10 protein-coding genes are annotated in these 12,544 nt (G+C 69.9%); 3 read left to right on the plus strand and 7 right to left on the minus strand.

Annotated features, from left to right (window positions below; translation table 11 throughout):
• Positions 1-34: 34 nt before the first annotated feature.
• Complete coding sequence (locus B0I32_RS29560; RefSeq protein WP_245956106.1) at positions 35-610, minus strand: HAD domain-containing protein; 576 nt, start codon at positions 608-610, stop codon at positions 35-37.
• Positions 611-664: 54 nt separating this feature from the next.
• Here B0I32_RS29560 and B0I32_RS29565 point away from each other — a divergent pair, with 54 nt between their 5' ends.
• Positions 665-1,204: an AAA family ATPase gene (locus B0I32_RS29565; protein WP_106245319.1), complete on the plus strand. Its 540-nt coding sequence runs from the start codon at positions 665-667 to the stop codon at positions 1,202-1,204.
• 13 nt (positions 1,205-1,217) lie between these two features.
• Here B0I32_RS29565 and B0I32_RS29570 read toward each other — a convergent pair whose 3' ends face one another.
• Complete coding sequence (locus B0I32_RS29570) at positions 1,218-2,549, minus strand: extracellular catalytic domain type 1 short-chain-length polyhydroxyalkanoate depolymerase (RefSeq protein ID WP_106245320.1); 1,332 nt, start codon at positions 2,547-2,549, stop codon at positions 1,218-1,220.
• A 433-nt stretch (positions 2,550-2,982) separates the two neighbouring features.
• On the opposite strand from B0I32_RS29570, the gene B0I32_RS29575 reads away from it, so the two are divergent.
• Complete coding sequence (locus tag B0I32_RS29575; RefSeq protein ID WP_219912048.1) at positions 2,983-4,437, plus strand: endo-1,4-beta-xylanase; 1,455 nt, start codon at positions 2,983-2,985, stop codon at positions 4,435-4,437.
• Positions 4,438-4,625: 188 nt separating this feature from the next.
• Positions 4,626-5,642 carry a LacI family DNA-binding transcriptional regulator gene (locus tag B0I32_RS29580; RefSeq protein WP_106245324.1) on the plus strand — a complete coding sequence of 339 codons (1,017 nt, stop codon included), beginning with the start codon at positions 4,626-4,628 and terminating at the stop codon, positions 5,640-5,642.
• A 13-nt stretch (positions 5,643-5,655) separates the two neighbouring features.
• On the opposite strand, the gene B0I32_RS29585 is transcribed toward B0I32_RS29580, so the two are convergent.
• The 5 genes from B0I32_RS29585 to B0I32_RS29605 all read right to left on the minus strand — a co-directional run bounded on the left by B0I32_RS29585 (position 5,656) and on the right by B0I32_RS29605 (position 12,442).
• Positions 5,656-6,540: a carbohydrate ABC transporter permease gene (locus B0I32_RS29585; protein ID WP_106245325.1), complete on the minus strand. Its 885-nt coding sequence runs from the start codon at positions 6,538-6,540 to the stop codon at positions 5,656-5,658.
• Positions 6,537-7,466, minus strand: coding sequence for a carbohydrate ABC transporter permease (locus B0I32_RS29590; RefSeq protein WP_106245327.1), 930 nt, complete (start codon positions 7,464-7,466; stop codon positions 6,537-6,539). The genes B0I32_RS29585 and B0I32_RS29590 overlap by 4 nt, the downstream gene beginning before the upstream one ends.
• Before the next feature lie 82 nt (positions 7,467-7,548).
• The gene (locus tag B0I32_RS29595) at positions 7,549-8,907 is read right to left on the minus strand and encodes an extracellular solute-binding protein (RefSeq protein ID WP_219912049.1); all 1,359 of its coding nucleotides are present in this window, start codon (positions 8,905-8,907) and stop codon (positions 7,549-7,551) included.
• Positions 8,908-9,100: 193 nt separating this feature from the next.
• Positions 9,101-11,239, minus strand: coding sequence for an alpha/beta hydrolase-fold protein (locus tag B0I32_RS29600; protein ID WP_106245330.1), 2,139 nt, complete (start codon positions 11,237-11,239; stop codon positions 9,101-9,103).
• 195 nt (positions 11,240-11,434) lie between these two features.
• Positions 11,435-12,442 carry a LacI family DNA-binding transcriptional regulator gene (locus B0I32_RS29605; protein WP_106245332.1) on the minus strand — a complete coding sequence of 336 codons (1,008 nt, stop codon included), beginning with the start codon at positions 12,440-12,442 and terminating at the stop codon, positions 11,435-11,437.
• Positions 12,443-12,544 lie beyond the last annotated feature (102 nt).

Raw genomic sequence — 12,544 nt, forward strand, 5'->3', positions numbered from 1 at the left:
ATGGGCGAACTCAAATCCCCGGGCGACCGCCGGATCAGACCGCTCGTAACCAGTGGTCGAGAGCGCTGAAGTCGTCGCCGGTGAGACCCCGGGCCGACGGGACGTGATGGAGGAGGGCTCGGCCGGGGTGGTGTGCGGACACCCAGGCGCGGTCGGCGTCGGTGATCTCGTCGTCGATCCACACGAACGGCCGCCCGCTCGCCCACGCCACCAGCGTTCTGGTCTTCCAGCAGAGCCCGAACCACCGGTCCTCGCGTTCGTCCTCGGGGGACGGCTCGGGCCAGTTCACGACCGGCAACCGTGGCAGGCCGAGCCGGGGCGCGATCTCGGTGTTCGCCCGGTCCTCCCAGGTCGTGGCCCAGACCAGGTGGCACGGCAGCGCCGCCAGCCGAAGCCCTGCCCGCGGGTCGAGCCGGGCCAGGTGCCCGCCGCCCGATGGCCGCGCGCCGTCGCCGAGCCCGCCGCCCGACGACCGCGCGCCGTCGCCGAAGGGCAGGAGCGGCCCGTCGACGTCGAGGAAGAGCAGGGGGCGTTCCTGGTGGCCGGTCATGCCCCGGTGACCCCGTCCATGCTCGCGGAAGTCTTCGCCGGCGGCCTCGGAACCGTTCATCGAAGGCAGGATAAGGGGGCGCGGGGGCGCGGTGATCGTCTCTACACTGGCGGCATGCCGTTGGTGTGGGTGACGGGCAACTCGGGGACCGGTAAGTCCACGGTCTGCGGAATGTTGCGGACGCGCGGGTACGCCGCGTACGACGCCGATGACGACGGCTTCAGCCGCTGGGTCGATCGGGACACGGGCGAGGTGGTGACGGACCCCCCGTACCCCGTCCCCGAGGGCTGGCTCGATCGGCATGGGTGGGCGATCGTCCGCGAGCGGGTCGAGGCACTCGCCGTCGAGTCCCGCTCGCGGGTCGCGTTCCTGTGCGGGTCGGTCGAGAACGAGGCGGACGTACGCGATCTGTTCGACCTCGTCGTGTGCCTGGTGATCGACGACGACACCCTCCGCCACCGCCTCGCCACCCGGACCACGAACACGTTCGGCCGGCACCCCGAGGAGCTGGCGGCATCCCTGATGTGGAACCCCCGGCTACGAGCGATCTACGAGCGCCGTGGCGCGACGATCGTCGACGCGTCCGAGCCGCTGGCCGAGGTCGTGGAACGGGTGATCGGCGCGGCCCACGACCTGGCCGGGTCGGGCCGGTAACCCGCCGGAGCGCTCAGGTGCGGGTCCAGCGCTGGTTCGCGCCGCCGTGGCAGGTGTAGAGCTGGAGCCGGACGCCGTTGGCGGTGCCCTGGCCCACCGCGTCCAGGCACAGCCCGGACTGCGCGCCGGTGATGCTGCCGTCGGCGTTCAGCCGCCAGCGCTGGTTCGCGCCGCCGTGGCAGGCGTAGATCTGGATGCCGGCGCCGTTGCCCGCGCCGGCCGCGTCGAGGCACTTGCCGCCGTAGACCCGGAGCTCACCGGCCGCGGTGGCGGCCCACTGCTGGTTGGCGCGCCCGTTGCAGTCCCACAGCTGCACCTGAGTGCCGTCGGCGGTGGCCGCTCCTGGCACGTCCAGGCAGCGCCCGGAGCCGACGCCCCTGATCTGCCCGGCGGGCGGCGCGGTCGGCGTGGTGGTGGACGAGCCGTCGTCCAGGCCGAAGAAGCGGATGGCGTGCGCGGCCATCCCGGGGTGGGGCAGGTCGTGACCGGCGCCGCTGATCGTGTACGTCTCCACCTGCCCGGCCCCGTAGACCCGCCGCGTCCAGCCGGACTGCGGGCTGTCCGTGCCGGTGGGGGTCTGGCTCAGCCCGTGCACGTCGGTCCACTGATCGGTCTCTTCTTGCAGCATCGTGTACGGCAGCACGTTGTCCGCGGTGCCGTGCCAGGCCATCACCCTCGGCCGGGGCCCGGTGTAGCCGGGATAGGCGTCCCTGGCCAGGTCGCCCCACTGCCGCGGGGTCTTGTCGCCGCAGCCCGCGGGACCGAGGCACCCGTACGGGACCCCCGCGAACGGCGCTCCGGCCTGGAACACGTCCGGGTACGTGGCGAGCAGGTTGAGCGTCTCCATCGCGCCGGAGGAGAAGCCGGTGGCGAACACCCGCCCCGGGTCGCCGTTGTAGCGCTGCAGCACGTAGTTCGTCATGGAGACGATCGACACCGGGTCGCTGCCGCCGCCGTGCCGCAGCGCCTCGGCGGACCAGACGTCGAAGCAGTTGGACAGGCCGTTGGCGCTCTTGTTGGCCTGCGGGTAGATGACCACGAAGCCGTACCGGTCGGCGAGGGAGGCGAACTCGGTGCCCTGGTGGAAGGAGGGAGCCCAGCCGTTGCAGCCGTGCATCGCCACCAGCACGCCGGGTCTGGCCGCCACCCCGTCCGGGACGTACACGTACATCCGCAGGCCGCCGGGGTTGGCGCCGAAGCCCGTCACCTCGGTCAACGCCGCGGCCGAGGCGCCCGGCGTGGCCGTCAGGAACATGGCCAGCGCGGTGATCCCCGCCGTGAGCAGCGCCACCACGGCGGCGCCGACGCCCACGTACCGGCTCGTTCGCGGTCCGCCTCGGTTCATGGTGCCGCCTCTCCGCTGTTAGCGCTAACGCCGACGGGGCCGAGCTCCTTGAAGGCAGTGGCGGGAGGTAGCGAACATGACCCGGAAAGGTACTGTCAAGAGCGCCTTAGCTTACGGTGACGGCGGTGGGCCCCGGCCCCCTGGGGATAGGCCAGGTAGAGGCGATCCATCGCGCACGACGGGGCGATGAAAGTTTCACGAAAGCTCAGCCTGCCCGGTGTTCGATCCGAAACATTTCAAGCGCCCTGGCCCCGCAACACTCCAGTACAGCGCCCTAACAGAAGAACGGGCTGTTACGAAAGTTTCACTGGATTCTTGACAACTTTCGGTGACCTCCACACACTGAGTGCCCGAGGTGAGCTCCCCCACCTCCAGTACGCGCTCCGACGACGAGCTCGTACCGCACCCATGATTCGCCCCTGGAGGCTCAAGCATGGCTGTACCCGACATGCCCCCACTCACCGCCAGGCGACCGCAACGCGCCCGCCGCCGAGCGCTGATCACCGGCGCGATCGGCGCACTCGGCCTGATCACGGCACTGGCGACGGCGATCCCGGCCGTCGCCGCGGAGAGCACGCTGGGCGCGGCGGCGGCGCAGAGCGGCCGCTACTTCGGCACCGCCATCGCCTCGGGCAAGCTCGGCGACTCCGCCTACACGACCATCGCCAACCGCGAGTTCAACATGGTCACGGCCGAGAACGAGATGAAGATCGACGCCACCGAGCCCAACCGGGGACAGTTCAACTTCTCCGCAGGGGACCGGGTCTACAACTGGGCCGTGCAGAACGGCAAGCGGGTCCGCGGGCACACGCTGGCCTGGCACAACCAGCAGCCGGGCTGGATGCAGCAGCTGTCGGGCAGCACGCTGCGCCAGGCGATGATCAACCACATCAACGGCGTCATGAACCACTACAAGGGCAAGATCTACGCCTGGGACGTGGTCAACGAGGCCTACGCCGACGGCAACTCCGGCGGCCGGCGTGACTCCAACCTCCAGCGCACCGGCAACGACTGGATCGAGGTGGCCTTCCGCACCGCCCGCGCCGCCGACCCGGCCGCCAAGCTCTGCTACAACGACTACAACATCGACAACTGGTCCTGGGCCAAGACGCAGGGCGTCTACAACATGGTCCGCGACTTCAAGTCCCGTGGCGTGCCGATCGACTGCGTCGGCCTGCAGTCGCACTTCAACGGCAACAGCCCCTACAACAGCAACTACCGCACGACCATCCAGAGCTTCGCCGCGCTGGGCGTCGACGTGCAGATCACCGAGCTGGACATCCAGGGCGGCTCGGCCACCACGTACGCCAACGTCGTCAACGACTGCCTGGCGGTGCCGCGGTGCACCGGCATCACGGTCTGGGGCGTGCGCGACACCGACTCCTGGCTCGGCTCCGGCGCCAGCGCGCTGCTCTTCGACGGCAACGGCAACAAGAAGGCCGCCTACACCGCGGTGCTGAACGCGCTCAACGGCGGCACCACGACGCCGCCGCCCGGCGGCGGCGACGAGGGGCAGATCAGGAGCTCGGCCTCCGGCCGCTGCGTGGATGTGACCAATGCCGGCACCGCCGACGGCACCGCGGTGCAGCTGTGGGACTGCAACGGCCAGAGCAACCAGCAATGGGAGCAGACCTCGTCCGGTGAGCTGCGGGTCTACGGCAACAAGTGCCTGGACGCCGCCGGTTCCGGCAACGGCGCCCGGATCCAGATCTACTCCTGCTGGGGCGGCGACAACCAGAAGTGGCGGGTCAACTCCGACGGCACGATCGTGGGCGTCCAGTCCGGGCTCTGCCTCGACGCCGTCGGCGGCGGCACCGGCAACGGCACGGGCCTGCAGCTCTACAGCTGCTGGGGCGGCAGCAACCAGAAGTGGACCTACACCGCGTGAGTTGTTCCCCCGGCTGATCGCCCTCCGCTGAAGAACAACGGGTTCCGGCCCCTGAAGACAGCGGCCACCCCCGTCCGCACCGGGAGCGGACGGGGGTGGCCGCACGCCATGCCCGCGCCACCCGTCGGTGACCGCACGGCGTGCCCGCGCCACCCGACCGTCCCGCATCCCCTGACTAGACTGCGGCCATGACCACGGAGTCGTCCCCTCTCACCATCGCCCAGCTCGCCGAGCTGGCCGGAGTCTCCACCGCGACGGTCTCCAAGGTCGTGAACGGCCGCGCCGAGGTGTCGTCCAAAACCCGCGCCGCCGTCGAGGAGCTCATCAGCCGGCACGGCTACCGCCGCCAGCGCCGCCGCTCCACCCCGACGGCCCTGGTGGAGCTGGTCTTCCACGCCCTCGAAGGCGACTACCCGGTCGAGATCACCAAGGGCGTGACGAACGTCGCGCGCGAGCACGACCTCACGGTCGGCATCTCCGACCTGCGCCGCGACCAGCCCACCACGGACGCCTGGCTGGAGGGCGTGCTGCGGCGCCGCCCGAGCGGCGTGATCGCCGTGTTCTCCGGCCTGGCCGAGATCCAGCACGAGCAGCTCGCCCGCCGCGAGATCCCGCTGGTCCTGCTCGACCCGGCGGACGTGCCCAGCGGGAACATCCCCTCGGTCGGCGTCGGCAACTGGAACGGCGGCCTCACCGCCACCCGTCACCTCCTCGAACTCGGGCACCGCCGCATCGCCATCATCACCGGCCCCGACGCCGCCCTGTCCAGCCGGGCCCGGCTCGACGGCTACCGCACCGCCCTCGACATGGCCGGCCTGCCCGTCGACCCCGAGCTCATCGGCCGCGGGGACTTCCTCATCGAGGGCGGCCTGGCGGCGGCGCACCGCATGCTCCGCCTGCCCGACCGGCCCACCGCCATCTTCGCCACCAACGACGGCCAGGCCATCGGCGCCTACCACGCGGCCCACCAGCTCGGCCTGCGCATCCCCGGCGACCTCAGCGTGGTCGGCTTCGACGACATGCCGTCGGTGCGATGGGCGATCCCGCCGCTGACCAGCATCCGCCAGCCGCTGACCGCCATGGCCGCCGCCGCCACGACCATGCTGCTGGCGCTGGCCCAGGGCGAGCCGCCGGCGCAGAACCGGGTCGAGCTGGCCACGGAGCTCGTCGTCCGCGCCAGCACCGCCCCGCCCCCGGCCGTCTGAGCCGGCCTCCCGGCTACCGCAGGCCGCCGACGGACAACCCGCCCCGCCAGTGCCGCTGGAGGCTGAAGAAGGCGATGACGAGCGGGACGACCGACACGAGCGCGCCCAGGATGATCAGGCTCCAGAGTGAGGTGCTGCCCGCGTTGTTGGCCGACGCGATGCCCTGCCAGAGGCCGAGCCCGACGGTGACGGGGAAGAGCCGGTTGTCCGACAGCATGGCGAGCGGCAGGAAGTAGTTGTTCCACGAGGCCACGGCCGACAGGAGCAGGACCGTGACCACCGCGGGCCGCATCAGCGGAAAGGCGACCTGGAGGAACGTGCGTATCTCGCCCGCGCCGTCGGCCCGCGCCGCGTCCAGGATCTCGTCCGGGACGGCGTCGCGCGCGTAGACGTGCATCAGGTAGACGCCGAACGGGTTGAGCAGGGAGGGGAGGATCACCGCCCAGATCGTGTTGGTCAGGCCGAACTCGGAGAACATCACGAAGGTGGGGATGACCAGGGCCGTCGCCGGCACCATCAGCGCGCCGAGCACGAGCGCGAAGCTGAAGCGCCGGCCGGCGAAACGGTATTTGGCGAACCCGTAGCCGGCCATGACGGCCAGGACCGTGGCGCCGATCCCGCCCGCGAAGGCGTACAGGGTGGAGTTGAGTATCCACTTGCCGTAGATGCCGTTGTCGTAGGTGAACAGCTGCTGCAGGTTGCCGAGGTAGTCGATCCGGTCGGCGAACCACAGGGTGTTGCCGCCGCCGAACAGGCCGGGCGCGTCCTTGGAGCTGTTGACGATGACCCACCAGAACGGCACGAGGAAGTACACGACCAGGAAACCGAGCAGCACCTGCAGGGGCAGGTGGCGTTGCGGCCGGCGGCGGACGCCGGCGCGGGAGCGGGCATTCGTCACAGGAAGCTCCTCCGCTTGCGGGTGAAGAACAGGAAGGCGTAGACGCCGACGAAGACGATCCCGCCGAGAGCGAAGGAGATCGCTGATCCGTAGTTGAAGTTCGCCAGGGCGAACGCCTGCTGGTAGGCGTACATGTTGGGGGTGAAGTCGGGGCTGATCGTGCCGGCCGCGAGGGAGCGCAGGATCTGTGGTTCGTTGAAGAACTGCAGGGTGCCGATGAGCGAGAAGACCAGGATCAGCAGCAGCGCCGGCGCGATCAGCGGGATCTTGATGCGCAGGGCGATCTGCCACTTGCCGGCGCCGTCCATGCGGGCGGCCTCGTAGAGCGCGGGGTCGATGCCCTGGAGCGCCGCGTACAGGATGATCATGTAGTAGCCGGCCCACTGCCAGGTGACGATGTTGACCAGGCCGTAGAAGATCAGGTTGCCGCCGAGGAAGTCGGGCGGGGTGGCGCCGAACAGGCCGAACAGGTCGGAGAGCGGCCCGAAGCTCTTGCTGTAGAGGAATCCCCACATGACGGCGCCGATGACGGTCGGAATCGCGTACGGGAGGAAGATCATGAGACGGGAGAAACGGGCGAACAGGGAGGTCACCGCATCCAGGATCAGGGCCATCGCGAGCGCGATGATGATCTGCAAGGGGATGGAGACCAGCGAGAAACGGATGACGAACCACGACCCGGACAGGAAACTCGGGTCGGTGAAGGCTTTCACGTAGTTGTCGAAGAGGACGAAACTGGTGCCGCCGATCAGCTTCTTCTGGAAGAGGCTGAGATAGAGCGCGTACGCGAGCGGCGCGATGAGCAGGGCGAGGAACACGATCCCGAACGGCCCGACGAAGAGCCATCCCATCACGTGCTCGCGCAGGCGCGCCTTGCCGGGCGTCCTGGGCTTGTCTCGGGTGCTCGGCGCACTCTTGTCGATCATGAGGGTCAACCTGGACTCCCGGTAGGTGGATGCTGGGGGGTCGCGGGTGGGCCGCCCGGTGCGGGACGGCCCACCCCGCGGGTCACTGAACGGTGAAGCCCTGTTCCTTCGCGTACTTCGCCACGTCCTCCTGCACCCGGTCGGCGGCCTGCGCACCGGTGACGGAGCCTTCGATGAGCGCGCTGACCTGCTTGGTCATGGCGTCGAAGTAGTACTGGCCGAACGGGCTGTAGGTGACGCCCTTGTAGGCGTTCGCGGCGGGGACGTAGACCTCCTTGTTGGCCTGCTGGCCGTCGAAGAAGTCCACCTTCAGGTTCACGAACTCGGGATCGTTGAGCGCCTGGAGGTTGAGCGGGAAGATGATCTGGTTGGTCCAGCCGTGGGTGAGCGACTCCTTGTCGGCGTACAGGCCGAAGGCGGCCTTCGCGGCGAGTTCGGGGTTCTTGGACTGGCTTGTCACGGAGAAAGCGGATCCGCCCCAGTTCACCTGCACCGGGTTGGCGGCATCCCACTGCGGGAGGGGCGCGACGGCGAACTTCCCGGTGTCCTCGCCCTTGCCGACGCCGGCGCCGGTGAGGTAGCCGGGCGCCCAGGCGGCCGAGATGTACGTGGCGTACTTGCCGTTGATCACGCCGGAGATGTACTCGGGGGTGAACTGGTCCTGTGTGCCGACCAGCCCGTCCTTCGCCAGCCGGCCCCAGTAGTCGAGCACGTCCTTGGAGGCCTGGTCGTTGAGCTTGACGCCGATGGAGCTCTGCTGCGCCGGATCGTAGGTGAAGGGGGCCGCGCCCTTCTGGATCTGCAGCGCCATGGTGAGGGCCGACACGTTCGCGGCGAAGTCGCCGAACGCCGGGCCGCCGGCGTCCTTGACCTTCTTGGCCGCCTCTTCGTACTCGGCCCACGTCTTCGGCGGCTTGATGTCGTACTTGTCGAAGATGTCCTTGCGGTAGATCATCGCCATCGGGCCGCCGTCGACGGGCACGCCGTAGACGGCGTCGCCGACGGAGACGTCCTTCCAGGCGCCCTCGCTGTAGTTGGCCTTGGCCGCGTCGTAGCCGTACTTCTTGATGTCGACCAGCGCGTTCTGGATCTGGAAGGTCGGGATCCGGTCCATCTCGATCATGATCACGTCGGGTGCGCCGGTGCCGGCCGAGATGGAGGTCTGGAACTTGTCGTACTCGTCGCTGCCCTGGCCGACGTTCGTCCAGCAGACCTGAACCTCGGCGTTCTGCTTGTTGAAGTTGTCGACGACGAGCTGCATGTTGGGGTACCAGCCCCACATCGTCACGACCGGCAGGTCCTTCTTGGGGATCGTGTTCGTGCAGTTGCTCGCGCCGCCGCCGCTCGCGGTGGTCGGGCCGCCCCCTCCTCCGCCGGAGGAGCAGGCCGTGAGCGCGGTCGCGGCGGCCAGCACGGCCACCGCGGCAGAGAACCGGTTCATTTTCATTCGCATATTTCCCTTGCGGATCGCGGCGCACGGGGGTCGTGCGCCGCCGTGGAGACCGGGCGATCGGGCGGGAACGGGACCCGGGTGGCGAGCACCCGGGCCCCGTCCGTCGCGCCGATCCTCATGTGAGCGCTAACAGCACGCCCAGGCGGATCTCGCTCAGCGCTTGCGGCTCAGCGTTGGACGATCAGCGCTTGAACAGGCGCGGAGCGAGATCGATGAGGTTCTTCTGCCACACGTCCCAGCCGTGCGGCCCGGGGGTGACCCCGTCGAACTCGTAGCGGATGCCGAGCGTGTTCAGGGTGTCCAGGGACGCCATGAACGACGGGTAGACGAAGTCCGTCCGGTCGCCGACGTACAGGCGCAGCAGCCTGGTGCCGTCGTTGATCGCCTGCGCGTCGACGCCGGCGCCGCTGCCGAACCCGGCCGAGAAGGCCGCGACGTAGGCGAACTGGCCGGGGTTCGCCTTGAGCATCCCGAACGTCTGCCCGCCGCCCATCGACAGACCGGCGAGGGCCTGCCGCGAGGGGTCGCTGGAGACGTTGTAGTGCTCGCGGGCCGCCGGTGCGAGGTTCTCCAGCAACTCCTTGTTGAAGTCGGACACGTTGCCGTTGCCCATCACGACCACCATCGGCACCAGGTTCCCGTCCAGGAAGTGGTGGTCGAGGATCTGCTTGGCCCGGCCCATCTCCACCCAGTCGGTGTAGTTCTGGCCGCCACCGTGCTGGAGGTAGAAGACGGGGTACGGCTCCGCGCGCTCCGGGTCGTAGCCCGGCGGGGTCCAGACCAGCGCGGTCCGGTCCTCGTTCGCGACGGCGCTCCGGTACGTCAGGCGCTCGACCTCGCCGCCCCGCCCCGCGGGCACGTCCGTGACCATGCGGGCCCGCTCACCGGCGACCAGGAAGGTGCTCCAGGTCGGCTCGGTGGTCACCTTCGTCGGGTTCGACACGTCCTTGACCGAGGTGCGGTCCACGATCAGCCGGTAGTAGTAGAACCACGGGTCGAGCGGCCCCACGGTCACCCGCCAGCGGTCACCGGCACGCGTCATCGGCACGCGCAGCCAGCTACCGCCCGGCGCCCAGTTCGCCCAGACCTTGACGTTCTGCGCGTTCTGGAAGTCCGTCGTCGTCTCGAAGGTGACGAAGCCGTCCTTGGTCACGAACGGCGTCGGCGTGGTGCCCGGCGCCGGCGGGGTGAACTCGCCCTTCAGCCGCCCGTGCCCGGCGCTCGGGCCGTGGTCGCGCACCTTGCGGAACAACCGCGGCACGAAGTCGGCGAGGTTCTCCTGCCAGGCGTTCCAGTTCGCCCCGGCGTCGGGGTTGACCCCGTCGAACTCGTAGCCGACGCGGGCGCGGTCCAGCGCCTTCGTCAGGCGGACGGTCGCGTTGTACGCGGGGTCCGTCACGTTGCCGGTGTACAGACGTACCAGCTTGACCTGGCGGTTGTCCGCCTTCACCTCCGTCAGGAGACCCGAGAACGAGCCGGCGTAGGCGTAGCGGGACGGGCGGGCCAGCGCGGCCCGCAGCGCCCGCGCGCCGCCCTCGGCCACTCCGGCGATCGCCTGGTGCGCCGGGTCGCGGTGGACGCGGTAGCGGTCGGCGACCGCCTTGCGCAGGTCCTCGCCGACCGCCGCGCCGCCGTCACTGATCACGACCACCATCGGCTCCATGGCCCGCCGGATCGTCAGGTTGTCGAGGATCTGCCCGGCCCGGCCGAGGTCGAGCCAGTCGGTGGCGCTCACGCCGTCGCCCGGCTGCAGGAACAGGACGGGGTAGGGCTTTCTGGCGGTGTATCCCGGGGGCGTCCAGACCAGGGCCTTGCTCCCGGCGCCGTAGGTCAGGGTGTCGATCGTGCCACGCTGCCCCTCGGGCGCGTCCGCCAGCGGGCGCGCCGCGTCTCCGGCCACGAAGAAGGTGCTCCGGAGCGGGTCGGACGCCACAACGGTGCTGTTCGTCGGGTCCTTGAGCCCCTTGGTGTCATCGCCCGTGACCCGGTACGAGTACAGCCCGGGCTTGAGCGGGCCGAGGACGCCCGACCAGGCGTCGCCCCGCCGGGTGAGGCCGAACTCCGCCCGGGTGGACGAGGGGCCGAAGTTGCCCTCGATGGCGACCTGCGACACCGGGCCCACAGCGGCCTCGACGGCGGCCACCGGAACGGTGAAGGACGCGTAGCCGTCCTCGGAGACCGTCAGCCACGGCGTGTCCGCCGCCGCCGGCCCCGGCACGAGCAGCACCGCCGCGATCGTCAGGAGCGCGGCGGTGATCGCGGCGAGCCCGCGCCCGCCGCTCTGTGGGTGTGACCTGCCGTGATAGCCTAAAAATGGCATGCGAAAACTCCCTTGATGGTCGGCCACGGTTGAAGCCCGGGCGGCCGGCCGGATGTCTACGGTGGATCCTCAGTGGCGGTGTTCGCACCTCCCATTCCGTCGTCGGGGTCGTCAGCTTGCCCACCTGACGTTCGTTGCCGCGAGCGTCAGGTGCGCCGGGACGCCATACCTCACGGTGACGTCACGATCACAGGACTAGCCTGGTGCGGCGGTGGAGCCGCGCACCACCAGGCGGGTCGGGAGCACGACCCGGCGCGGGCCCTCCCAGTCGCCACGCACCAGCGACATGAGCATGCGCGCGGCCTCGTTCCCGAGCCGGTACATCGACTGGTCCACGGTGGTCAGCCTCGGCTCGGCCAGCGCCGACTCGGGGATGTTGTCGAAGCCGGCCACCGACAGGTCGCCCGGAACGCGGAGCCCCAGCTCCCCGGCGACCTCCAGGGTCTTCAACGCCATCCCGTCGCTGGCCGCGAAGACGGCCGTCGGCCGGTCGGGCCGCTCCAGCAGCGCACGCGCGAGCGGGGCCGCCGAGTCGGGGTCGAAGCTCCCCCGCGCGATCAGCCGCGGGTCGATCGGCACGCCGGCCTCGGCCAGCGCCGTGCGATAGCCCTGCTCGCGTGACCACGCGGCCTCGATGCCGGCCCGGCCGGCGATGAAGCCGATGCGCCGATGCCCGAGGCCGAGCAGGTGCTCGACCACCGCGGTGGCGCCCGCGAAGTTGTCGGCCGTCACCGACGGCGCCTCCGAGCCTCGCGCCGGATCGATGACCACGACCGGCGTGCCGCTGCGCACCTCGCGCGAGGGCGTGACCACGATGCAGCCGTCGGTGAGCGTGCCCGACAGGCGGGCCAGGTGCCGCTGCTCCCAGCCGTCGGAGTAGGTGCCGTAGAGGTCGCTGTTGGCGTAGACGATCAGATCGAAACCCGACTGACGCAGGGCGTCCATCACCCCTTTCAGCACCTCGGCGGTGTAGGACTGGAAGCTGTGGGTGACCAGCCCCAGGACGTTGGTCCGGCTGCTGCGCAGGCTCGTGGCCACCAGGCTCGTCTCGTAGCCGAGCTGCTCGATGGCCGCGCGGACCTGTTCGACGGTGCTCGCCCTGACGCCGTAGCGCCGGTTCACCACCCGCGAGACGGTCGCCGTGGAGACTCCCGCCAGCCGGGCGACATCACTCATCGTCACCGGAGCGCCGCCGTCGGCCATGGTGCCTCACCAATTGCAATCGTTATCGGTTACGTTTGCAGGCGCCAAGTTAAGCGAAGTCGATCCTGGAAACAAGGGCTTTTCGGCTGGATGTTCTTGGGG

The organism is Nonomuraea fuscirosea, assembly GCF_003001935.1.
Taxonomy (GTDB): Bacteria; Actinomycetota; Actinomycetes; order Streptosporangiales; family Streptosporangiaceae; genus Nonomuraea; species Nonomuraea fuscirosea.

Coding starts and splice junctions, on each gene's coding strand:
- B0I32_RS29570 (WP_106245320.1), bottom strand. CDS start 2,549: ATGAACCGAGGCGGACCGCGAACGAGCCGGTACGTGGGCGTCGGCGCC.
- B0I32_RS29560 (WP_245956106.1), bottom strand. CDS start 610: ATGAACGGTTCCGAGGCCGCCGGCGAAGACTTCCGCGAGCATGGACGG.
- B0I32_RS29580 (WP_106245324.1), top strand. CDS start 4,626: ATGACCACGGAGTCGTCCCCTCTCACCATCGCCCAGCTCGCCGAGCTG.
- B0I32_RS29565 (WP_106245319.1), top strand. CDS start 665: ATGCCGTTGGTGTGGGTGACGGGCAACTCGGGGACCGGTAAGTCCACG.
- B0I32_RS29595 (WP_219912049.1), bottom strand. CDS start 8,907: ATGAACCGGTTCTCTGCCGCGGTGGCCGTGCTGGCCGCCGCGACCGCG.
- B0I32_RS29600 (WP_106245330.1), bottom strand. CDS start 11,239: ATGCCATTTTTAGGCTATCACGGCAGGTCACACCCACAGAGCGGCGGG.
- B0I32_RS29590 (WP_106245327.1), bottom strand. CDS start 7,466: ATGATCGACAAGAGTGCGCCGAGCACCCGAGACAAGCCCAGGACGCCC.
- B0I32_RS29575 (WP_219912048.1), top strand. CDS start 2,983: ATGGCTGTACCCGACATGCCCCCACTCACCGCCAGGCGACCGCAACGC.
- B0I32_RS29605 (WP_106245332.1), bottom strand. CDS start 12,442: ATGGCCGACGGCGGCGCTCCGGTGACGATGAGTGATGTCGCCCGGCTG.